We start from the raw sequence: 24,897 nt of genomic DNA on the forward strand, positions 1-24,897 counted from the left end.
TACATTCACAGGTTTCTATTCACTTCTTTTTACCGGTTCTAAATTTTCCAGTTCTTCTGGAGTAAATAATCTATAATGAACTTTGAAGGTTTTTCCTAAAGGAGTTTCCAAAGAAAATCCACCCGGACCAAAACCATCAAGAACATCCAAAGTAAAGTGTGAATATTTCCAATATTCGAAAAGATCACGATCGATCCAGAATTCATGTCCGTTGATTGTTCCAATCATCGCATCGTTCATTCTTGGGAAATACCCCCCTTTTTCAAAACATTGCGGCTGCGTACCCTCACAACAACCTCCTGCTTGGTAAAACATCAAATCGCCATATTGCTTTTCTAACTCCCAAATCACTTCGAGTGCTTTTTCTGTTACCGAGAGTCGTGATATTTTAGCTTCCATTTTATAATAATTTCATATTATTTTTCTTTTATCTTGAAACAAAAGAAACAAAAATTCAAGACTTGGAAACTCTGGCTAAAAATTGAAATTAAATCCTAAAATTCCCAAAACTCGCACGGACTGAATAATTTTTCCTCTAAAGAAAATTCTTGCCGTGCTCAAACAGTGGGAATTTTTTAACGGATTAAATTTAAATTTTCTTAACGCCTCCATTTCCGAAGTCATTTTAATGATAGGTTATTTAAAGTTAAAAAAGTTCGGCGAATTTCTCCGCCGAACACCAACCAACTATATAATTTAGCTTGCAGTACCTGCAATATCTAAAACAATTCTGCCATCAATCTGTCCGGCTTTCATTTTATCAAAAACATCGTTAATATCTTCCAATTTTGCGGGAGTTACAGTTGCTTTTACCAAACCTTCATTTGCAAAATCGAGAGCTTCCTGAAGATCTTTTCTGGTTCCCACAATAGAACCTCGAACGGTAATTCTTTTCAACACCGTTTCAAAAATTGGCAGTTCAAAAGAACCCGGTGGAAGTCCGTTTAGAGCAATCGTTCCTTTTCTTCTGAGAACATCAATCCCTTGTTTAAAAGCGATAGGAGAAACTGCGGTAATTAAAGCACCATGCATTCCGCCCACTTCTTTGTGAAGATATTCTCCAGGATCGGTTGTTTTGGCATTCACCACTAAATCTGCTCCTAATTTTTTCGCTAAATCTAATTTATCATCTGCCACATCAATCGCTGCAACGTGCATTCCCATTGCTTTTGCGTATTGAACTGCAACATGACCTAAACCACCAATTCCGGAAATAGCAACCCATTCTCCAGGTTTTGTTTCTGTTTCTTTCAACCCTTTATAAACGGTAACTCCGGCACACAAAATTGGAGCAATTTCAAGGAAGTTAACATTTGATTTTAAATGACCAACATATCTTGAATCTGCAATTACATACTCTGCAAAACCTCCATCTACACTGTAACCTCCATTCTTTTGAGCTTCACAAAGTGTTTCCCAACCTGTAATGCAATAATCACAACAACCACAAGCTGAATACAACCATGGAACTCCAACCGCATCTCCTTCTTTCACCATAGCTTCCGGACCGCAAGCAACAACAATCCCTACCCCTTCATGGCCTGGAATTAAAGGCATTTTGGGTTTTGCCGGCCAATCACCGTCTACAGCATGTAAATCGGTATGGCAAACGCCACAGGCAATTACTTTTACCAATACTTCGTATCTTCCAGGTTCTCTTACGGGAACTTCTTCAATTTTTAAGGGTTGTCCGTAGCCTTGAACGACTGCGGCTTTCATGGTTTTTGGGATCATATTTTGTTTTTTATGAGTTAGTTTGAAAAATCTTTAAACTGTTTTTTTCGCGGATTTTAAATTTGCGTGAGCTTTTTTTAACGCAAAGTTTTTATTCTTCGTGATTATGATTTTAGTGAGCAAAGAGTATCAATAGAATTGATTTAAGCGTGAAAATATTTTTTCTTTAAATCTGCATATTGGTTTAATCTGGGCGAGTTTTTTGTGTGAGGGATAGTAAGGGTCTCGCCGAAGGCGAGAGTGCGGAGCGAAGCGGAGCACCGAAACGCAGTGTAGCCCTGAATAGCCCGACCGTTTTGCCTCGGCCAAAAGCCAAGGCAAACGGGCACGCCCTAATATATTTAATAATTAAAAGAAACCTAATTTGTTTTTGTTGTAGGAAATCAACATGTTTTTGGTTTGACGGTAATGATCGAGCATCATTTTGTGGTTTTCACGACCGATTCCTGATTGTTTGTACCCTCCGAAGGGCGCTCCTGCAGGATAAGCGTGATACTGATTGACCCAAACTCTACCCGCCTCTACATGACGCGGAATTTGATATAATTGATGCGCATCTCTCGTCCAAACCCCTGCTCCAAGTCCGTAAATAGTGTCGTTGGCAATTTCTAACGCTTCTTCTTCGTTTTTGAAAGTGGTGAACGCCAAAACAGGTCCGAAAATCTCTTCCTGGAAGATTCTCATTTTGTTGTGTCCTTTAAAAATTGTTGGCTGAATGTAATATCCGTTTTCTAAGCCTTCTCCAACATTGTTTTCGTCGCCTCCAACAAGAACTTCGGCTCCTTCTTCTTTCCCTAATTTGATGTAAGAAAGGATTTTATCTTTTTGAATTTTTGAAGCTTGAGCTCCCATCATTACAGTCTTATCCAAAGGGTTTCCTACTTTGATAGCTTTTACTCTTTCGATTACTTTTGCGATAAACGCATCTGCGATATCTTCCTGAACCAATAATCTCGACGGACAAGTACAAATTTCGCCTTGGTTAAGTGCAAAAAGTACCGCTCCTTCAATCGCTTTGTCTAAAAAAGCATCATCTGCATCCATTACCGAATTGAAGAAAATATTTGGAGATTTCCCTCCCAATTCTAAAGTCACCGGAATAATATTTTCTGTCGCATATTGCATTACCATTCTTCCTGTTGCTGTAGAACCGGTAAATGCCGCTTTTGCCACTTTCGGATTGGTAACCAAAGCTCTTCCCAATTCTGCTCCGAAACCATTTACAATATTTACAACACCTGCAGGAAGCAAATCGCCAATAATTTCCATTAAAATCATAATTGAAATGGGAGTACTTTCTGCTGGTTTCAGAACCACACAATTTCCTGCTGCTAAAGCTGGCGCAAGCTTCCAAACTGCCATTAAGATTGGGAAATTCCAAGGGATAATTTGTGCGATTACTCCCAGTGGTTCGTGAACGATTAATGAAACCGTATCTTTATCTAGCTCGTTATGAGAACCTTCTTCAGCTCTAATTACCGAAGCAAAATATCTGAAATGATCTACCGCCAAAGGTAAATCTGCAGCCAAAGTTTCTCTTACCGCTTTACCATTGTCAATAGTTTCAACTGTTGCTAAATACTCTAAATTTTGCTCGATGCTGTCCGCAATTTTATTTAAAATAATACTTCTTTCTGTAGGAGAAGTGTCTTTCCAGGTTTTGAACGCTTCGGATGCTGCGTTTACCGCCACTTCCAAATCTTCTTTTGAAGAATGTGCTGCTTGTGTGAAAACTTGCCCGTTAACCGGTGAAATTACATCAAAATACTGTCCGTTTGTAGGCGCTGTAAATTTTCCGTTGATATAATTATTGTATTGATTTTTAAACTCTGGCCATTGTAATAAAGTAGCCGACTGTTCTTGTGTTGCTGTACTCATTTTGTTTGAATTTTAATTTTTCTGTTAAGCCAAGTTACAGACATCAAGCAAAATCAAATAGCACAATCCTATAAAAAAACTTCAAAATCGTGCAAAGCTTTAATTTTATAATTTCATTAACATTTCTGTTTATTTTTAAATATTTATATTTGAAATAGCGCTCACACTAAAAAATCATCAAAAATGAATGATCATAAATATTTGCTACAAAAGCCTGAATTAAAAGGAGAAAACCAACTAATCAGCTTGGTAGAGAACCAAACTAAATTCAATTTAAAAAATTGTGAATTCAGTATTTATGAAACTCATGCGTCTGCTTATGATATAAAACTGCATTTTGACACGATTGCCTTCACCGCAATGCTTCGTGGAAAAAAACACATGAAACTTGAAAACAAAACCGGATATTTTGATTATTTTCCAGGAGAAAGTGTGCTCGTTTCGCCCGGAGAAACCATGGTAATCGATTTTCCAGAAGCAGACGAAACCCCTTCACAATGTATTTCGCTGAGCTTAAACCCGGAATTTATTGAAGATTCTTTGAACCACTTAAATTACAACCTTCCTAAAATTGATGAAACTTCTAACTGGAATATTGATTTTAATGAATATTTTCTTTTCAACAATCAATCGTTAGCTTCTGCAACCAATAATATTATGAGAATTGCAATGGATGATAATTCTCAAAAAGATATTATGGCAGATTTTGCTTTAAAGGAACTGCTGATTCGCTTGATGCAGACGCAAGCGAGAGGAATGATGGAAAAAAATGTTGCAAAAAATAAATCTAGAATCGGTTTTGCGGTAGATTATATCAGAAAAAACCTTCATCAAAAACTCTCTATTGACACTATTGCGAAACTAACTTATGTGAGCAAATCTAACTTTTTCAGAATGTTTAAAGATGAGTTGGGTACTTCGCCAAATGATTTTATCTTACAGGAAAGAATTATAAAAGCTAAAGAATTATTACTCTTAAACTTCAGTATAAAAGAAACTGCATTTCAAACCGGATTTTCTGATACAAATTATTTTACAAGAGTATTTAAACAGTTAGTAGGTCTAACTCCAAAATCCTTTCAAAATAATCATCAAAAATAAATTTCATTAATCATAATATCAATATTTTAAGAAATTTACATACAATATTTGAAATTAAGTATAAATTACAAAAGACGTAATTTTGCTTATAATATAAAATCAAACTTTGTATGAATAAATTTTTTACTCAATTTATTCTGCTTACCGCCTTTGTATATGCTGGATTTTTGAATCTGGTTCATGCACAGACACCGGCAACTTTGCCGTATTCGCAGAATTTCAGTACAGCGAATGACTTTACATTCGTAAATGGCACACAGACCAATAAATGGTCTTATGGAACAGCCACAGGAAACGCAGCTTCATCAATCTACGTTTCGAATGATGTAGGGGTAAGTAACAACTATACCGTAACAAGCACAAGTACCGTGCAAGCTTACAGAGACTTTACAATTCCTTCAGGAGCAACTTCCTCAGTTTTAAGTTTTGATTGGAAATCTGGAGGAGAAAGTTCTTTCGATTATTTCAGAGTATGGCTAGTACCCGCAACTTATACTCCTACAGCAGGATCTCAGATTGCTCCAGGAGCTGGAAGAATTCAGCTGGGAGGTAACTACAACCTACAAAGCAGTTGGCAAAATTATTTGAATACCAATTTAAACATTTCAAGTTTTGCAGGCACAACGATGAGATTGGTTTTCGAATGGAGAAATGACGCAAGTGCAGGAACACAACCTGCGGTAGCAATTGACAATATCAATTTACAGATTCCGACTTGTCCGCCACCTGCGACAGTATCTGTTACGGGTACTACAGCAACAACGGCAACAATTTCTTGGTCGGCAATTACACCTGCTCCAGCGTTAGGTTATCAATATTATTACTCAACAAGTTCAACTGCGCCAAACGCAACGACAACCCCTTCTGGAACTGTTTCTGGCACTACAACAACCGCAACTATTACTCCACTTACCCCAAATACAACTTATTATTTTTGGGTGAGAGCTGCATGTAGTACAACAGATAATAGTATTTGGGTAGGCGGTTCAACATTTACAACGACTCAGATTCCGGCCACATTACCTTATAGCCAAAATTTTACTACAGCAAATGATTTTGGATTTACAAACGGAACTCAAACCAACCAATGGTTTTATGGTTCTGCTGCCGGAAATACCGGAAACTCAATCTATATTTCTAATAATGGTGGTACTTCTAATGATTATACCATCACTACAGGAAGTACTGTACAAGCTTATAGAGATTTTACCATCCCTGCAGGAACTACTGCAGCTTCACCTGCTATTTTAAGTTTTGATTGGAGATCTCAAGGGGAATCTTGTTGCGACTACTTCAGAGTTTGGCTTGTGCCTACAACTTTTGTTCCTGTAGCTGGAACACAGATTACAACTGGAACAGGTAGAATTCAGATTGGTGGGAATATGAATCTTCAAAATTCTTGGCAATCTTATTTAAATACCAACGTAAACCTTTCAAGCTTCGCAGGTACAACGATGAGATTGGTATTTGAATGGAGAAACGATGGAAGTGTAGGAACGCAACCTCCTGCAGCGATCGACAACATCAATTTATTGATCCCAACTTGTAAAGTTCCTACAGCATTGGCTGTTGGTACAGTTACCGCAACAGGCGCTATTTTAAATTGGACTGCTCCCAATCCGGCTCCGGCAAACGGATATCAATATTACGTTTCTACAAGCCCGACTCCGCCTGTAGCAACTACAACACCTACTGGAACGACTACGGCAACAAGTGTAACTTTAACGACCTTGTCTCCAAATACAACATATTATTTCTGGGTAAGAGCTGTTTGTAGCTCTACAGATATCAGTATCTGGATTACAGGTCCTTCGTTTACTACCTCTCAAATCCCAGCAACAATCCCTTACATTCAAACATTTACAAATGCGAGTGGTTTCGGATTTACAACGGGAACAATGGTTAACAAATGGGCTCAAGGAGCAGCTGCAGGAAACGCAGCTAATGGTCTGTATATTTCTAATGATGCGGGTGTAACGAATGCTTATACCATCAACTCTACTTCTGTAGTACATGCATATAGAGATATCGCTGTTCCTGCAGGAACAACTACAGTAGAATTTGATTTTGACTGGAAAGCAGTTGGAGAAAGCTCATTCGACTATCTAAGAGTTTGGATGGTTCCGGCATCATTTACTCCTACTGCAGGAACTCAAATTACTGCCGCAACTGGAAGATTACAGGTAGGTGGAAATTACAACCAACAAGCTAACTGGCAGAATTTTGTAAATCAAAACTTCAACTTACAAAGTTTTGCAGGTACTACCATGAGATTGGTATTTGAATGGAGAAATGACGCAAGTGGTGGTACTCAACCTCCTGCTGCGATTGATAATATTAAAATTTTAATTTGTAACAATGCCACTCCTACCGTTACTCTTGGAACCATTACCCACAACTCTGCGGTTGTTACTTGGAATCAGGACATAAACGGTGCTACATATATCGTAAGATACAGACCAATTGGAAGTACAACTTGGCAAACTGTAAACGTTGCTGCAGCAGCATTCCCAGCAACGACAAACACAACCACACTTACAAACCTTTTACCTGCAACTCCTTATGAAGTTGAAGTAGCTGCAGTTTGTAAAAATGTTGCAGGAACTTATTCTCATAATGTATTTACAACAAGATGTGATCCTACTCCACCAAATGTTACAGTAACCAATATCACTGCAACTTCAGCATTGGTAACATGGGCGCCTTTAGCAGTAAGTGCAAACTATGAAATTAGATGGAGAGAAGTGGGAACTACAGGTTGGAGCGCACCAACAACAACTCCTCAACCACCAGCAAACTCATATACAATTACAGGTTTAAGTTCTTATAAAACTTATGAAGTAATGGTAAGAAACATCTGCGTAGGAGAAACAACTCCGAACCAGTGGTCTAACCCACAAGTATTTACTACCGTAAGAGTATGTGATATTGCACCTCCAGGTTTAACTATTACTCAAATTACGCCAACAATGGCAGAAGTTGTTTGGGACGCTTATACAGGAACTGGTGCTACTGGTAATTATATCTTAAGATACAGAAAAGTAGGAATTCCTAGTTGGACGATGGTAACAGTAAATACAAATACGTATACTATTACTGGTCTTACAGAATTAACCAAATACGAAATGCAGGTGGCAAACATCTGTGGTACTACGCCAGGAAGCTGGACACCGTTATATTATTTCACCACGCCAACAATTACCTACTGTTCAATGAGCTCAGGTAATTCAGCTAGTGAGTATATTAATAAAGTGACAGTAACTCCTATCAACGGTACAGCAATGACAAACGCAACAGGAGCAACAACTTATTCAGACTTTACGGGAACTCCTTCAACCTTTATTACTTTAGTTCAAGGTTCGCAAGGTAACGTAGTGAAAGTAGATAAAACTTCTGCTTCAGGTTCTAATTCAGGTGTGGCTGTTTGGATAGACTTTAACAGAAACGGATACTTTGATGTAAACGAAAAAGTACTTTCTAACGGGCCAAATAATGCTTCTTCTGCAAGTGCAGCATTCACAGTTCCTGAAGACGCTTTCGTAAGCACTACAGATTACAAATATGTAGTAATGAGAGTGGCGATGCAAAAAGATGGTATCCCAGTAAACTGTACAAGCTTTGCAGATGGAGAAGTGGAAGATTACACCATTAGAATTCAGAAAAAACCTGTAATTAACACACTAGATCAAACACAGGTAATTCTTTATCCAAACCCTGTAAAAAATGTTCTTAACGTTAAAAATATTAGCGTAAAAGCAAAATATAAAATTTACAACGCAGCAGGACAAATCCTCGCTTCAGGTTTAATTGTTAACAATAAAATTGACGTAAGCAGATTGATTAACGGTCTTTACGTAATTGATATTGAAGATGCGAACATTACTGTTCAGAAAAAATTCATCAAAGAATAATTTCTTACTCTATAATTATAAAATAGCTGCCCTAAAAAGCAGCTATTTTTTTTGGATAAAAAAAGATGAAGCTTTTCAACCTCAACTTCTTTATTTTTTTTAACCTAGACTTAAAACTTTCTTACCGCTTCAAGAGTAAGTTCAATTTCTTTGTCTTTAATTGCGTCGCTAATGAAATATGTTTCATAACCACTTGGCGGAAGATAGATTCCGTTTTCTAGCATGTGGTGGAAGAATCTGTTGAATTCAGAATGATTCGCTTTCATAGCATCATCAAAATTTGAAACGTTATCAGTATCAAAAAACACAGACATCATCGAACCGTTTCTATTGATTTTATACTGAATTCCTTTCTCTGTTAAAATTTTTCCAAATTCTACATCCAAAGTTTCGGTTGTTTTTGCTAGTTTATTGAAAAACTCGGCATCATTTTTAATCAACTGAAGCGTCTTCAATCCGGCTCTCATTGCAAGAGGATTTCCACTTAAAGTTCCCGCTTGATAAACACCTCCTTTTGGTGCAAGATGGTCCATAATTTCGTTTCTACCCGCGAAAGCGCCAACAGGAAGGCCGCCTCCAATCACTTTACCATAAGTAACTAAATCTGCTTTTACATTAAAAACTTCTTGAGCCCCTCCAAAAGCAAGTCTGAAACCAGTCATTACTTCATCAAAAATCAATAAAGTTCCGTTTTCGTCGCACAGCGTTCTTAGTTTTTGAAGAAAATCATTTTCGGGCAGAACACATCCCATGTTTCCGGCAACAGGTTCAATAATAATGGCTGCAATTTCACCAGAATTTTGGTTAAAAAGTTCCTGAACCTGCTCCAAATCATTATATCTTGCTAATAAAGTATCTTTCGCTGTCCCTGCCGTTACACCTGGAGAATTAGGATTTCCAAAAGTTGCAGCACCACTTCCCGCTTTAATCAGGAAAGAATCTGAATGACCATGATAACATCCTTCAAATTTTACAATTTTGTCTCTTCCTGTAAAACCTCTTGCCAATCTAATTGCACTCATACAAGCTTCCGTACCAGAAGAAACCATTCTAATTTGGTCGATATTCGGAACATTTTCTGTGATGAATTTTGCAATTTCAGTTTCGAGTTCCGTAGGGGCACCGAAAGAAAAACCTTTTTCTGCTTGCAGTTTAAGTTCTTCCAAAACTTCAGGATGAGTGTGTCCCAAAATTGCAGGCCCCCAAGAATTGATGTAATCTACATACACATGATCGTCTGCATCGGTAAGATATGCCCCTTTTGCAGATTTCATAAAAACAGGAACTCCTCCAACAGATTTAAAAGCACGTACAGGCGAGTTTACTCCTCCCGGAATGTATTGGTTTGCTTCATCAAATAAAGCCGAACTTCTTTGGTATCTCATAGCTATTTTGAAATTAAAATTGCCGGAGAGAATTCTGTTACGAAATCTCAGCCGGCAAATTATTTTATATTGATTTAATTAATTTTTGGGTTTCTTGTCGATAAGGTAAATAACTTGCCCAGGAGAAGGCTTTTGCCCTTCATCCATTCTATTTTTTGCATAAAGCTTATCTAATTTTATCCCGAATTTTTGTGCAATATCATGCATATTTTCAGAAGATTCAGCTTTGTATGTTGCAGTATTTCCGTGGGTGTTTTTTTGTTCAAGAAAAACAATTTCGTTTTTCTTCAACATATTAGTATCGAGCTCATTCCATTTCATCAGCTTATCTTCACTGATTTTAAATTTCGCTGCCAAAAATTGCACACTTGTATCTTCAGGAATCACTACATACTTTAATCCACCGTTTGGATGGCTTTTAATTAAAATAGAATTAAGTATTTCAGATTTTGTTTTTACACGCTCTTTTTTAGGAGTTTCTGCATAAATTTTCTTTGGAGCTTCTGCTTTTACAGGCTTTTTCTTGTCGGCATTTTTTGCTTCCATTGCAGCCATAAATGTTTGATCATCCTTTAAATCCGGATACATTTTCAGCATAGCAAAGTTTACTTCTTTTGAATTTACATTATCAAATTCGTAAAGCTTATACTTTTCAATTTTGCTAATTAAAATACTTGCATACTTAGGATTTGTGGCATATCCTGCTTTTTTTAAACCATGTGCCCAAGCTTTATAATCTTTCATATCAAGATTAAAAAGATTAGCATAATATTTACGGGTTGCTAAAAAAATAGAATGGTCTTCGTAGGATTGTTTTACATCATCGTAGACTCTGAAACATTCATTGGGAGCATCATCACTGTGTTTCATGCTTTTCCCCGTCCATTCTTCTTTACATTTAATGCCAAAATGGTTTTTACCTTCCTGAGCGAGACGACTTTGTCCGCCACCCGTTTCTAAAAGCCCTTGTGCAAGTGTAATAGAAGCCGGAATTTTATATTTTTCCATTTCTTCTACTGCATACTGTGCAAATTTCTGAATGTATTGGTCTTCTGTAGCCCATTTCTGAGCCGAGAATTTTGATAAAACTAAAAGGCTTACAGTAGTGAAAAGTCTTTTCATGTTTTTCAATTTTTAAAGTATTAAATTTCTGTTTTGTCTTTCTAAAAGTCGGTTTGCACCTTCTATTCCTTGTAAACCACCGGTATGGAAACAAAGAATTTTGCTTCCTTCGGCGAAAAGGTTTTGCTCTATCATTTCAAAAACTTTTTGCATCATTTTCCCTGTATAAATCGGGTCTAATGGAATATTAAATTCTTTCTTAAAGTTATTGATAAAACGCACATTTTCGTCGTTTATTTTTCCGTAACCGCCAAATGCTGCAGAGATTAGACTAAAATTCTGTCTAAAAGTTAACTCTGAAATTTTATCTTGAAGCGAAGAATCTTCAACAACATTAAATCCTATAACTTTCTGATTTTCTTCACAAAAACTAGAGAGCCCTGCAACAGTTCCTCCTGTACCGACTGCAGTGCAAAGATAATCAAAATCTTTTGTATCGTCATTCAGCATCATTTTAATGCCTTGTACGGCAGTTTTATTGGTGCCGCCTTCGGGTATAATTAGGGAATCTTTAAATTCTTCCGCTAAAAAATCGGCTAGTTTTTCTTTATTTCTATATTCTTCACGGGTTACAAACCTCAAATTCATGTCATTATTTTTCGCAAAAACCAAGGTTGGATTTTCACGCCATTTGGCTTCTAACTCTTCCCCTCGAATAATTCCTAAAGTACGTATACCAAATAGTTTTCCTACTTCTGAGACTGCCGCAATATGATTGGAATATGCGCCACCAAAAGTAATAATTAGAGGCTTTTCGGGTAAAGTTTCAAAATATTGATTGATGTTGTGGAATAATTTCCAATATTTATTTCCTGAAATTCCGGGATGAATAAGGTCTTCTCTTTTAATAAAGAGCTGAATATTTTTGTCTAGTTTGATTTCCTGTATTGGAATTCTTTGTGAAGGAATTTGCAGTTGCATTATAAAGAAATCTTTATACTACAAAATTAGTCTATATTATTTAAAAATACTTACTAAAAGCCCAAATTCTGCGCTTTTTAAGGTAATTTAAATCATGCTCCATTGCATATGCTTCTCTTTCAAACGAAATTCTGCGATACGCTTTTTGTGGATTTTTTAATTTTAAAAGCCAAAAATAATACTCCACCACATACCAAATGTAAAAAAATATCACCAACAACTCAAGTTGTTGACGAAGATGTATTTTCTCGTGATTAATAAGAACTTTATTGCTCTTATCTTCAGGATTTTTTATGAAGATAAAAGGATATAGCGTAATGCCATTTATTTTTGTATTTTTGAGAAAGTTTTGGCACACAATAATCATAAACACAAATATATAAGTTTTTTGAATTTCAGCATTTAACTTTATGACTCTATTTGACATCAAAGAAAACGAAGACTTTTATTACAATGAACAGGGATATAAAGTCTTTACAGAAAAATTTCATCTGAAACGCGGTTATTGCTGTAAAAGTGGTTGCAAACATTGCCCGTACGGATACGATAAGAAGACAGACACATTTATTAAAAACGTTAAAAAAAATAAATAAAAATGAAGAAATATATTTTTATTCTACTTGCAGCAAGTTTAGGACTTGCATCTTGCAGCCCTTTTCAGGTAAGATCAGATTATGCACAAAGCGCTAACTTCAGTTCTTACAAAACTTACAAATTAAGAATTGATGATTTAAAAATAAACGATATCGATAAAGACAGAGTTTTGAACGAGCTTTCAAAACAATTGCAGGCGAAAGGTTTACAGTCTGGAGAAAATCCTGATCTGATTATAAACGTAAAAGCAAATCATAAAAAAATTACAGAAATAAACTCTTCTAATCCATACGGAATGTACGGTTGGGGCGGACCTTTCGGATGGGGAGTTGGAATGAACAGAACCTGGACAAGCAACTACAACGAAGGTGCTGTAATTGTTGATATGATTGATGCACAAACTCAGAAATTGGTTTGGCAAGGCATCGGTAGCGGAATTTCTGTAGATAGACCAAAAACTAAAGAAAAACAAATCCCTCAAATTATGGAAGAAATTATGGCTAATTATCCTCCAGAAATGAAGAAAAAATAAGAAAATATTTAACTAAATAAAAATCGGGGCGGCCTTTGGCCGCTCCGATTTTTTTATATAAGTAAATCAATTCTATTTTGAGCTTTTAATTTCGTCAAGCTTTTGAGTTGCAGCCATCGAAACCATTAAATCATTTAGCATTCCGCTTGCGGCTGTCGGCGAGTTAGGAAGCAAAACCAAATTACTTCTATTATTGGCGCCTACTGCTTGTAAAGTATCATAATGCTGCGTTACCACTATTAAAGCTGAAGCTTCTTGAGCATTAATATTTACAGAATTAAGCATTCCTACAGATTCTTGAAGACCTTTTGCAATCTCTCTTCTTTGATCTGCAATACCTTGTCCTTGAAGCTTTTTAGATTCTGCTTCTGCTTTTGCAACGGCAACAATTCTAATTCTTTGTGCTTCAGACTCATATTCTGCGGCAGTTTTTTCTCTTTCAGCAGCGTTGATTCTGTTCATGGCATGTTTCACTTGTTCATCCGGATCAATATCTGTCACCAAAGCTTTAATAATATCATAACCATAACTGTTCATCGCTTCTTGAAGCTCGCCTTTTACCGCAACTGCAATATCATCTTTCTTTACGAAAACATCATCAAGCTTCATTTTCGGAACTTCAGCTCTTACAACATCAAAAACGAAAGAAGTGATTTGAGATTCAGGATTTTCAAGACGATAATACGCATCTCCTACCTGAGTTCTTATGACTTGATACTGAACCGAAACTTTCATTCTGATAAATACATTGTCTAAAGTTTTGGTATCAATAATTACATCTAATTGCTGAATACGAAGATTCATTCTTCTTGAAATCTGATCGATAAAAGGAATTTTAAGCTGTAAACCTGCGTGGCGCACAGAGTGAAACTTTCCTAAGCGTTCTACAATTGCCGCACTTTCTTGTTTTACGATAAAAAATGAAGCCAATAAAACGACAAGAGCGATAAAGACAATAACTCCTAAAAATGGATACATAATTTTGTGATTTTAAATATTTATCGAAAAGATACAAAATTGTTTTGAATCTACATCGTCATACCGATATCAATTCCTTTAATTTTACGATAAAGGTCGGTTGCATAATTATCCGTCATCCCAGAAACAAAATCAATAACACCTAAAACCTTTTGATAATCTGATCCTTCTTCATAAACAAACTGTTTAGGCAGAAGTTTTAAAGCCATCTTATCGTAAGATTTCACTTCATCTTTAGCCTTCAAAACAGAAGGGATAAAATGATCTAGAAGCTCGTACATTACGTTGTAACCAGCGTTTTCAATCTCTACAACTGCTTTATGATTATAAATTTTTGCGATAGAGAAAGATTCAATATCCTTTAAAGCATCTTTTTCAGATTTATAGACATCAAGCAAAGCTTTATCTAAATCACCTTTTAGTATTTTATCAAAATTCGCTTTATAAATTGCGATAGACTGGTTTATTAAAGCATTAATTACTTTTGCTCTCAGATAAGAAATTCTTTCATTATCATTAGAGATAAGAACCAATTTATCTTTTACTCTTTGGATATCGTCTGTTTCAGATTTTACAAGTTCCAGAAAAAGATTTTCACAATCGGCAGTAGAAACAATGCCTAATCTGTGCGCGTCTTCCATATCGATAATATTATAACAAATATCATCGGCTGCTTCTACCAACCAAACAAAAGGATGTCTTTTAAAAATATAAGGTTCGTTGTTTTCTTCAACGAGTTGTGTTGCCTTTGCAATTTTTAAAAAAGTTTCTTTTTCATTTTGGAAAAACCCGAATTTCTTACGGTGAAGAATGCCTTTCTTTTTCGCAACTGCTTCACAAGGATATTTTGCAATACTTGCCAATGTAGAATACGTTAACTGCGTTCCGCCCAAATCTTTTCCCTGTTGTTGATGCGTAAGAACTCGAATTGCACTGGCATTTCCTTCAAAATTCACCAAATCTGCCCATTCTTTTTCGTTGAATTTGGTTTTTATTTGACTTTCGTTTTTATCGAAATAACTTGCAATAGCATCTTCTCCAGAATGCCCAAAAGCAGGATTCCCCACATCATGACAAAGACAAGCTGCCGCAATTACGTTGCTGAGATTGTGTGAGTAAAAAACTTTCGCATCTTCATCCAAATCATTGCTGTAATTTTTTACTATAAAATCTCCAATAATACTTCCTAAACTTCTGCCTACCGAAGAAACTTCAAGAGAGTGCGTAAGTCTGTTGTGCACAAAAACACTTCCCGGAAGCGGAAAAACCTGGGTCTTATTTTGTAATCTTCTGAATGCTGAAGAAAATATTATTCTGTCAAAATCTCTCTGAAAATCTGTACGTGAAGCCGCTGTATAAGGATTATTACCGGTACGTTGGCTGGTAAAAATCTGATTCAAATCCATCATTTTTCAAAATTAAATCAAATTTTATTTTTAAAATAATTTTATTTGAATTTTTCTCATAAAATCCGTTTTTCAAACCCCTCCTTCTTATTGTGGATAAAAATTGAAGTAAGGCGAAAATCTGAATTAAATTTTATGTTAACTTTTTATTAAAAATTACATTATTCAAAATGTAAAGCATAGTATTTTGATAATTATTCAAATTAACAACTCCACAACACATCCTCATTTAAAATTATCAATTACATAATTTTTTATTAATTTAATAATTAAATTTAAACCTAAAATAGCTAATACAATTAAAAAAAACCAATATAAACAAGCCTTAAAACACCCTGAAAACCAGTAAAAACATTGACAAACATCATATTTGAGAGTTTGCAGGTTTTAATTTTTACCGTAAATTTGCATTAAATAATTCGCAACAAATTTTAATATAATTACAAAATCAATAATTATGATAGCTTACATCGGAATAGCAACATGTGCAGTATTAGTTTCTTCTTATTTCGCAACCGTTAAAAAGGAAAGCAACTAATTATAAAATCTTTACTGCTATTGAAAAAACTTTACAGATTTACATTTTCATATTGAAAATCTTTCATTTTCACTAAATTATTTTTTACAAATGATCAAACCTAAGAGTTTGATTTTTTTTTGCACTTTACCCCAATAAATACCTGCAACAATCAGCCGCGAAGCCTTATCTTTGCAAAAAAATTAAAAAATAATGAATTTGTACAACCTTATTATTCAGGATAAAGAAGAAATAAAACTTGACGATATTTTTTTAACACCTCAAAATAAACAACAAATTGTACAACTCGTAAAAGAACAAACCTACGTAAAACAACTTCAAGAATTTGGACTTCCCGTAAACAACAAAATCCTTCTCGAAGGAAGCTCTGGCTGCGGAAAAACAATGACCGCAAAAGCCATTGCAAATGCTCTCAATAAAAATATCATTATCCTAAATCTTAGCAATATCGTTTCTTCCAGAATTGGCGAAACTTCCCAAAACATCAAAATGATTTTCGACAAAGCAGGAAGAGAACGCTCCGTTCTATTTCTTGACGAACTCGACCAAATCGGAAAAGCCAGAGGAAGCGACGATAAAGATGTGGGCGAAATGCGAAGATTAGTAAACACCCTCATTCAGCTTATTGATTATTACCCTGAAAACGCACTTTTACTTTGTGCAACCAATCATCCGGAAATTATCGACACCGCTATTTTACGAAGATTTCAGTTGAAAATTAATTACGAAATGCCTTCAAAACAATTTTTAGACGATTATTACGACGATCTACTTTCTAAATTCCCCGAAGAAATGAGAAATATTCCAAGAAAATACAACATCTCTTTTGCCGAAGCCAAAGATTATGCTTTTACTGTAGTGAAAGGAAATCTGATTGAGAAACTGGAAAAAGTGGAATAAGAAAAGAGGAAGGGGCGCGAGCGAAGCGAGCGTCGAAACGGTTAGTATTAGAGAAATGATAAAACACAAACTTCAACTCTCCCACATGAAAACCAAAGAGACCGCCTAAAATGACAGCCTCCCTGATTTAATAAAAACTAAAATAATGAAACTTTTTTTGGTTTCTATTGAACCATTAATTTAAAATTACTGTTTAAGTTTTCACCAGAAACATTCAAAATATAATTTCCGGAAACTTTTTTCCCTGCAATATTCAAATTGAAAACACCGTTACCGTCGATTTGAATTTTTTCTTTGATAATTACTTTTCCATTCATATCAAAAACAGTGGCTACCAAACTAGATTTTTTATATTCTGGAAGTTGAATATGCACCTCATCTTTTACCGGATTCGGATATACTTTCCCAACATTTTTACTGATACTTAATTCTGCATTACTCAAAATTGCCTGATTGTAAAGAGAACTAATATCACTTGCTGTAAGTGCATAATTATACATTTTCAACTCATCGATCGCACCTTTGTAAGAGGCAGAAGCATTGGTTGTTGCCTGAAACTCTAGTTCACCAATATTTCCAAGAACCAAATCACTTGCTTCGCCAATTCCTGTTACAGAAGTTTCATCGGTTTCTACTGTAAATACTCCGTTGGTATAGATTCTCATCTTATGAGCCACTACATCTCTCTGAATTACTACATGTACCCAATTTCCTGTAAAATAATTTGCAATTGGAGACGTAATTTCTTTTTTAGTTACATTATCATCAATTGCATAGCGAAGTTGTCCTCCTTTAATCTCAACATTAAAACGTTTACCTGTTGCTCCAGTCGTAGCATTTGCTGTAATAGACCCTTTACACAAAACATATAAACTCGTTGCAGACGAAGAAGGAATCATACTTGTTGGTGCTTTCATCCAGAAAGAAACCGTAAAAGAATTCGTATTAAATAAAATCTGATCCTGATGCGGAATACTCGCGATATAAGGCGTTATAGGTGAAGTTGCTAAATCTAGAGCATAATTTTCTTTTCCAGGAACTCTCACACTCGCATTATCGTAAGCAATATTTAATGTTCCGTTATTGGCATATGGAGAAACATCGGCAATTTGTTCACCTTGAGACGGAGCTTCCGAGAACGGCCAATGCCCAACCAAACTTGGGGTTATGGCTTTAAAATTCCAAACAGTTCCCGCCACACTTCCTAATGTATTCGAAGCATCTACTCTCCAATAATACGTAGATGTAGTATTCAAATTAGAAATTTGATAAGAAGGATTAGCCGCATAAGGAATCGTCGCCACACTCGTTAAATTCTGAGGATCGGTTCCAAAAAACACTGTGTAATTAGTTGTATTAGTACTTCCTGTCCATTTTAAAAGCGTACTACCATTGGTTAATTCTACTTGGGTAGAACCATTTGCAGGAGTCGGATTTGAAGCTTGTGCCGGTGCAGAAGGAACAGGCGGCGTTGTAAGAGAAGCTGTTGCATACACAGAAGCATCTGTTGCATTCACCGCTTTTACTCTGTAATAATATTGGGTATTGGGTGTTAAACCAGTTTCGTTATAACTTATGGTATTCGCTGGTAAAGTAGCAATTACAGAATAATTGGTTCCATCTGTAGAACGTTCTAAAATATAATTGGTTTCGTTCGTTGCATTATCTGCCCAGTTTACAGTTAAAGAACTTGAAGCCGGAGTTCCGGAAGTAAGTGAATTAGTAAAATTCAAATTGGTTGGTGGCATAATAAAATCTGGCGCAACAGTATTGGGTAAACCATTAATGTAATCTTCGATATTAAGATAAGGTGCATTGGTTGCACTTACATTTAAAGCATCAAAAACATTAGGGTTTAAACCATGCGCAATTTCCCATGCATCGGGCATTCCGTCGTTATCTGTATCTAAAGGAGCGGGTGCGCCATACACATGCCCTGCTCCACCATTCGTAAATCCAAACTGAGTAGTTAAATCGGTTTGTACATAAACATACGTTGCCGCAGTTCCTTTAGTTAAAAGATCTGAAACCATCAACTGATCTACCTGATCTCTTCTCGGATACGAAGCTCCTACTTTTGAAACTATATTATTATATGCATCTAAAGCAGACAACGTAGGATTTTTCATCGGGTAATCATACGATGTGCTTTGTATTGCTGCAATGTCTCCCACGGGATAACCCGTTAAATCTGCAGGGACCAAAGTCCCGTCTAAAACTCCGTTTTTATTGTTATCAAAATAATTTCCTGAGCCATACAGATTGAAATTAGCATTTCCAACACTGAAAGGCGTCGTCACACTTCCGCTGGTATTGGGACCTCCGATAAAATAATTATTAATAATATTCGCATAAGAAGCTCCCGCAGAATCTCCACCCATAATGTACGCTTCACCAGACTGGGTATGGCCGTACGTGTTTCCATAATTTCCCCAGTTGTAAACCACGTTATTTACAAACTCATTTATTCCTTTTACTTTATTATTACGGGTTTTATTACAGATATATAAATTACCAATCAAACTGATTTTTCCTCCGGCAGGTGGTTGCATCAATCCTCCCGCAGAATGATTATGACGATGCATTCCCTGTCCAATAATTGAGTTTTGAATCGTAATATTATCCGGACTTGTTCCGTTATTATCCCAGTATACAGAGAAAACCTCATCGGTTCCCCACGTAAATGTCATGTGATCCAAAATAATATTGGCTCCATTAGAAATTCCCGATGCATCTTGATTTTGAGAAGTTCCACCATAGCGAATTCTAAAATACCTCGCAATCGTGTTACTCGCTCCCGAAAAAGAAACTCTAGGCCCTAAGAAAACAATGCCTTCTCCCGGCGCGGTTTGTCCGGCAATAGTGGTATTGGGTGATACTGCAACAATAGATTGTAGATTCACGATTCCTCCCACTTTAAAGATCACAAACCTTCCGGGCTGGCTCACCGCATCACGAAAAGATCCGGGACCACTGTCATTCAAATTGGTAACAAGATAAATTTGAGGGTTGGCTGCTCCTCTCGCTCCAGTGGTATATCTTCCAAAACCAGTTGCTTCAGGGAAAGCAAGAGTCTGTGCGTTAAGATTTGCAGAAAGTACAACTCCGCAAAAAAGCATGTATTTTAATGCTCGTTTAGAAAGTAAATTTTTCCTATTCATAATATTAATTTTGTGTAAACCAATCTAGTCACATCACAATACATGAACATCCTGCTCTATCCTGTTTATCATTAAAAATCAAACATTTACAATCTCAAATCATAACATAAACACTAAGTTAACATAATTTAATTCACTGAAAATCATAAGGTGGCAAAAATACTGTCATTCTGAGCGAAGTCGAAGAAACAGAATTTTTGACGGGGTGGTTCTCTCGCTTATTTCTTTTACTTTACTACATAGCGCGTTATTCCCAGTCAACCGTAATAACAACATTGATAAAAAGAATATAATAATTCAAATAATAAAGATTTTTGATATATTTGAGAATAGTTTGGATTGATGTAATACGTCAATCTAAACGTTAGTTACAATTTTATGCAAACCACAATCCTAAATTTATTTGTCTTTTTTCCATTCATACTACTTGCTCAAAATAAATATGAAGAAGATGCCAAGTTTATTCAAAAGCATTGTAATAAAGAATCGTTTGAAAAAGCAAAAAATATTTATACCGAATTACAAACACAACAAACAAATAATTCTTTTGATACAACTTTAAACGGATTTTATCAATTTTTAGAATCTACAAAATGTAAAGAGTATAATGAAATTCTCATTTTAGCATGGAAAAATGACAAAGTGATAAACGAAAAATCATTTAAATCATTCTTCAAAAACTCAAATGTTAATTACAATGACTTTATTGTTGGCTACACTCGAAGAAAGCATTTTAGATTTGCAAATCCAAATAGTTTTGACCAAGGAATAGATGATAACTTACAACTTCAAATGCTTAAATATGTAAAATCAATTTCTAACAACGATTTTAATAATGTTGTTTCTGTAAATATTGAGGAACTTGAAGGACACGAATTAACAAATTTCATGTCAGTTGTAAAATCAAACTTTGGACTCGAAGTTTTTGATAAAGAAATCATTAAAAAATCATATTCTGCAAACTTTCCTTTTGACATAAATTATTTGGTTTCTCAGTTGATTGATTTGAAAACTGACAAGACTGTTCTTGAAGATATCCTTACTGTAAAGAAAAATATATGGAACAAAGTAAACTGGTCAGAAAAATTTTGGTCATTAATAAAACAAAACAATCTGAAAATCAATCAAACTGATTCCTATGTATTAAATGATGAGGGTAGAAAGAAATATGATGTAAAGACTTTCTTACGAAAGCAAAAAGAGAATGATTTAATTGGTAATAATCCGCTCATTTTCTTAAATCATGACATTTTTACATATGATGAAAATTCACTTGTTGAAACCTTAGAAAAACTGGATATTAAAGATATAGAGGTTCAGTCAAAACACAATACAACTAGTCTTTATGGAGCTAGAGGAAAAGATGGAGTACTCATAATATTAACTAATTAAAAAACTGTAGCTAATAACCAAGTTTTTGCTAGAATTGCAAAGCCAACAAAAGAAACTTAGCTATTAAAGAAGTGTTAATTTCCTCACAGCCCAGTAATAATACAACATATAAAAGAGACTTCAAAAGAGCCTCTTTTTTCTTACCATAATTTTTAAATTTTTTCAGAAAACATTTCCCAATAAATTGTATTCTAAAATACAAATACCAAAATCATCATTCCAACACACTTTATTCTGAATGACAAACCGCCCAACATTCAAAAAATTAAATTCCTCAAATTAATACGCACAAAAAATCCCTCTCAAAACTGAGAGGGATTGTAATATGTTTAAAAACCTAATTACATATAAGCTTCAATAGGCTCACAAGTACAAACGAGATTTCTATCTCCATAAGCTTCATCAACTCTGGAAACAGAAGCAAAGAATTTGTGATCTCTTACCCATTCCAGCGGATAAGCTGCTTTTTCTCTGCTGTATGGTTTGTCCCAAGAATCAGAGATTACAACTTGCTCTGTATGTGGTGCATTTTTCAATACATTATTTGAGGTATCTGCTTCACCATTAGCAATTTCTTCAATTTCTTTTTTAATTGATATTAATGCTTCTGCAAAACGGTCAATTTCTGATTTACTTTCAGATTCAGTAGGCTCGATCATTAATGTTCCTGCAACCGGAAAAGAAACCGTAGGAGCGTGGAAACCATAATCCATTAATCTCTTGGCAACGTCTGCTACTTCGATTCCTAATGATTTAAACTGACGGAAATCTACAATACATTCGTGGGCTACTTTTCCGTTTTCGTTTGAATATAAAATCGGGAAGTGCTCTGCCAAGATTTCTTTCAAATAGTTAGCATTCAAAATTGCGTGTTCTGTAGATTTTTTCAAACCGTAAGTACCCAACATTTTGATGTAAGAATAAGAAATATTTAAAATTAAACCTGAACCGTAAGGTGCTGCAGAAATCCCTTCAATAGCTTCTTTAGTTCCGATTTTAATGTTTGCATTGGTTGGTAAGAATGGTACCAAGTGTTTAGCAACACAGATTGGCCCAACTCCAGGACCTCCACCTCCGTGAGGAATAGCGAAAGTTTTGTGAAGATTCAAGTGACAAACGTCTGCACCAATATTTCCCGGACTTGTAAATCCTACCTGCGCGTTCATGTTTGCCCCATCCATGTAAACTTGCCCACCATGTTGGTGAATCAAAGCTGTAATTTCTTTAATGTTTGCATCAAAGAAACCGTAAGTAGAAGGGTAAGTAATCATTACACAAGAAAGGTTTTCAGAGTGAAGCTCTGTTTTAGCTTTCAAGTCTTCAAAGTCGATTTCTCCGCTTTCAAGATTTTTTACGACAACGATTTTCATCCCTGCCATTGCAGCAGAAGCTGGGTTGGTTCCGTGTGCAGATTGAGGAATCAATACTACATTTCTGTGCCCTTCACCTCTCGATTTGTGATATTCTCTAATCACCATTAAACCTGCATACTCACCTTGAGCACCAGAGTTTGGCTGAAGAGAAGTTCCTGCAAAACCAGTAATTTCTGCTAAATCTTTTTCAAGCTCAGCAATCATAATTTGATAACCTTTTGCCTGATCTACTGGTACAAATGGGTGTACACTACCCCATTCTCCCCAAGAAAGCGGCAACATTTGGGTTGCAGCATTCAATTTCATGGTACAAGAACCTAAAGAGATCATCGAGTGCGTTAATGAAAGGTCTTTTCTTTCTAAACGCTTGATGTAACGCATCAATTCAGTTTCTGTATGATATTTATTGAAAACTTCTTCCGTAAGGATTTCGTCTTTTCTTAATAATTCGTCAGGAATACTGCAAATTTCTTTCAATTCTAATTTTGAAACTTGTTTTTCTTTAAAATGACCAAAAGAAGTCATCAAAACATCAAGTTTTTCAATGGTTGTACTTTCGTTCACAGAAATACTTACCACATCTTGCGTAAAGTAGTTTAGGTTAATCTTATGATCTTTCATCATTCTTGCCAACCTAGATTTTTCTTCTTCACTAAGACGAATTTTCACTGTATCAAAAATTGGCTCTTCTACTACATCATATTCTAAAGTTTGTAAAGCACTTCTTAAAGTATTTGCTTTAAAATGAATTTGATCTGCAATAAAGTTTAACCCTTTTGGCCCGTGATACACCGCATACATCCCTGCCATTACCGCCAATAAAACCTGTGCAGTACAGATGTTTGAAGTAGCTCTTTCTCTCTTAATGTGCTGCTCTCTTGTTTGAAGCGCCATTCTTAGTGCACGTTTTCCGTACATATCCTGAGAAACCCCGATAATTCTTCCCGGAATGTCTCTTTTGTAATCTTCTCTACAAGCAAAAAATGCTGCGTGAGGACCACCATATCCCATAGGAATACCAAATCTCTGGGTAGTACCTACCGCACAATCTGCTCCCATAGAAGCCGGTGATTTCAATTTCACCAACGCCATCGGATCACAAGCTACAGCTACTTGAAGATCTAATTTTTTATATTCTACGATATCATCTGTATAATCTAAAACAACACCGTTTTTACCTGGATATTGCAACAAAACACCGTAATAAGTTCCATCAAACTGATGCGTTTTGTGATCTCCTTCTACGATCTCAATTTCAAGACCTTCAGCTTTAGTTCTTAATACAGAAACTGTTTGTGGTAAAACCAAATCTGAGATGAAGAATTTATTAGCACCCGCTTTTTTCTGATCTTTCGTTCTGTTGTTGAAGAACATGTGCATGGCTTCAGCTGCTGCAGTAGACTCATCCAAAAGAGATGCATTGGCAAGAGCAAAACCAGTAAGATCACAAACTACAGTTTGGAAATTTAGGAGAGCCTCTAATCTTCCTTGCGCAATTTCTGCTTGGTACGGCGTATAAGCAGTGTACCAGCTAGGGTTTTCAAAGATGTTTCTTTTAATTGCAGCCGGTAAAAGCGTATTGTGGTATCCGAAACCAATGTAGTTTGTAAAATCTGCATTTTTTGATGCCAATTCTTTAGAATGACGAATCATCTCATACTCTGAAAGTGGCTCTGAAATGTTAAGATCTTTTTCTAAACGGATAGAAGAAGGGATGGTTTGAGAAATCAACTCATCAACACTTGAAACGCCTAACTTTTCCAACATCGCCTGTTTATCGGCTTCATTTAGGGAAATGTGACGGCTTACAAACTGTTCTGTATTCATTTTTATATATTAGATTTTATTCGTGAAAAAAGATTGGTAAAATTACATTTTTTTGATCGATTGTACAATAAGCAAAATCTGACCTTTGATAGGTCTTCAAAATGTTTTCGGGAAATATTATTCGGAAAAGTTTCATGAAAAGAC

General features: G+C 35.6%; 17 protein-coding genes. 6 read left to right on the forward strand and 11 right to left on the reverse strand.

What is annotated here, in order from left to right; translation table 11 throughout:
* Positions 1-15 precede the first annotated feature (15 nt).
* The 3 genes from AC2A1D_RS01735 to AC2A1D_RS01745 form a co-directional block, all read right to left on the reverse strand.
* A complete protein-coding gene (locus tag AC2A1D_RS01735) occupies positions 16-399 on the reverse strand; it encodes a DUF779 domain-containing protein (RefSeq protein WP_484041943.1) in 384 nt (127 codons plus the stop codon).
* A gap of 297 nt (positions 400-696) precedes the next feature.
* On the reverse strand, positions 697-1,734 hold the full coding sequence (gene adhP / locus AC2A1D_RS01740; RefSeq protein ID WP_484041944.1) for an alcohol dehydrogenase AdhP: 1,038 nt from the start codon (positions 1,732-1,734) through the stop codon (positions 697-699).
* Between the two features lie 348 nt (positions 1,735-2,082).
* A complete protein-coding gene (locus AC2A1D_RS01745) occupies positions 2,083-3,612 on the reverse strand; it encodes an aldehyde dehydrogenase family protein (RefSeq protein WP_484041945.1) in 1,530 nt (509 codons plus the stop codon).
* 183 nt (positions 3,613-3,795) lie between these two features.
* Here AC2A1D_RS01745 and AC2A1D_RS01750 point away from each other — a divergent pair, with 183 nt between their 5' ends.
* Together AC2A1D_RS01750 and AC2A1D_RS01755 are read left to right on the forward strand one after the other, a co-directional pair.
* On the forward strand, positions 3,796-4,713 hold the full coding sequence (locus AC2A1D_RS01750; protein ID WP_484041946.1) for an AraC family transcriptional regulator: 918 nt from the start codon (positions 3,796-3,798) through the stop codon (positions 4,711-4,713).
* Positions 4,714-4,823: 110 nt separating this feature from the next.
* Positions 4,824-8,624 (forward strand): fibronectin type III domain-containing protein, encoded by a 3,801-nt coding sequence (locus AC2A1D_RS01755; protein WP_484041947.1) that lies wholly within the window; start codon positions 4,824-4,826, stop codon positions 8,622-8,624.
* Between the two features lie 110 nt (positions 8,625-8,734).
* Here the strand turns inward: AC2A1D_RS01755 and hemL are convergent, their stop codons facing one another.
* The 4 genes from hemL to AC2A1D_RS01775 all read right to left on the reverse strand — a co-directional run bounded on the left by hemL (position 8,735) and on the right by AC2A1D_RS01775 (position 12,419).
* On the reverse strand, positions 8,735-10,009 hold the full coding sequence (gene hemL, locus AC2A1D_RS01760; RefSeq protein ID WP_484041948.1) for a glutamate-1-semialdehyde 2,1-aminomutase: 1,275 nt from the start codon (positions 10,007-10,009) through the stop codon (positions 8,735-8,737).
* A gap of 78 nt (positions 10,010-10,087) precedes the next feature.
* Entirely contained in the window at positions 10,088-11,131 is a 1,044-nt protein-coding gene (locus tag AC2A1D_RS01765; protein ID WP_484041949.1) for a glucosaminidase domain-containing protein, read from the reverse strand.
* A gap of 12 nt (positions 11,132-11,143) precedes the next feature.
* Positions 11,144-12,052: a 1-aminocyclopropane-1-carboxylate deaminase/D-cysteine desulfhydrase gene (locus AC2A1D_RS01770; protein WP_484041950.1), complete on the reverse strand. Its 909-nt coding sequence runs from the start codon at positions 12,050-12,052 to the stop codon at positions 11,144-11,146.
* A 40-nt stretch (positions 12,053-12,092) separates the two neighbouring features.
* Complete coding sequence (locus tag AC2A1D_RS01775) at positions 12,093-12,419, reverse strand: hypothetical protein (RefSeq protein ID WP_484042324.1); 327 nt, start codon at positions 12,417-12,419, stop codon at positions 12,093-12,095.
* Between the two features lie 43 nt (positions 12,420-12,462).
* Here AC2A1D_RS01775 and AC2A1D_RS01780 point away from each other — a divergent pair, with 43 nt between their 5' ends.
* Both AC2A1D_RS01780 and AC2A1D_RS01785 read left to right on the forward strand, forming a co-directional pair.
* Positions 12,463-12,645, forward strand: coding sequence for a C1orf53 family protein (locus tag AC2A1D_RS01780; protein WP_484041951.1), 183 nt, complete (start codon positions 12,463-12,465; stop codon positions 12,643-12,645).
* 2 nt (positions 12,646-12,647) lie between these two features.
* Positions 12,648-13,178, forward strand: coding sequence for a DUF4136 domain-containing protein (locus AC2A1D_RS01785; RefSeq protein ID WP_484041952.1), 531 nt, complete (start codon positions 12,648-12,650; stop codon positions 13,176-13,178).
* Positions 13,179-13,250: 72 nt separating this feature from the next.
* Here AC2A1D_RS01785 and AC2A1D_RS01790 read toward each other — a convergent pair whose 3' ends face one another.
* A complete protein-coding gene (locus tag AC2A1D_RS01790) occupies positions 13,251-14,156 on the reverse strand; it encodes an SPFH domain-containing protein (protein ID WP_484041953.1) in 906 nt (301 codons plus the stop codon).
* Positions 14,157-14,206: 50 nt separating this feature from the next.
* Positions 14,207-15,562, reverse strand: a complete 1,356-nt coding sequence (dgt, locus tag AC2A1D_RS01795) for a dGTP triphosphohydrolase (protein ID WP_484042325.1) — start codon at positions 15,560-15,562, stop codon at positions 14,207-14,209.
* A gap of 730 nt (positions 15,563-16,292) precedes the next feature.
* Here dgt and AC2A1D_RS01800 point away from each other — a divergent pair.
* Positions 16,293-17,000 carry an AAA family ATPase gene (locus AC2A1D_RS01800; protein ID WP_484041954.1) on the forward strand — a complete coding sequence of 236 codons (708 nt, stop codon included), beginning with the start codon at positions 16,293-16,295 and terminating at the stop codon, positions 16,998-17,000.
* Between the two features lie 164 nt (positions 17,001-17,164).
* On the opposite strand, the gene AC2A1D_RS01805 is transcribed toward AC2A1D_RS01800, so the two are convergent.
* Positions 17,165-20,161: a LamG-like jellyroll fold domain-containing protein gene (locus AC2A1D_RS01805; protein WP_484041955.1), complete on the reverse strand. Its 2,997-nt coding sequence runs from the start codon at positions 20,159-20,161 to the stop codon at positions 17,165-17,167.
* 378 nt (positions 20,162-20,539) lie between these two features.
* On the opposite strand from AC2A1D_RS01805, the gene AC2A1D_RS01810 reads away from it, so the two are divergent.
* The gene (locus AC2A1D_RS01810) at positions 20,540-21,553 is read left to right on the forward strand and encodes a hypothetical protein (RefSeq protein ID WP_484041956.1); all 1,014 of its coding nucleotides are present in this window, start codon (positions 20,540-20,542) and stop codon (positions 21,551-21,553) included.
* A 341-nt stretch (positions 21,554-21,894) separates the two neighbouring features.
* On the opposite strand, the gene gcvP is transcribed toward AC2A1D_RS01810, so the two are convergent.
* On the reverse strand, positions 21,895-24,753 hold the full coding sequence (gene gcvP / locus AC2A1D_RS01815) for an aminomethyl-transferring glycine dehydrogenase (protein WP_484041957.1): 2,859 nt from the start codon (positions 24,751-24,753) through the stop codon (positions 21,895-21,897).
* Positions 24,754-24,897 lie beyond the last annotated feature (144 nt).

Source organism: Chryseobacterium sp. HNCC26DJ239 (assembly GCF_057180445.1).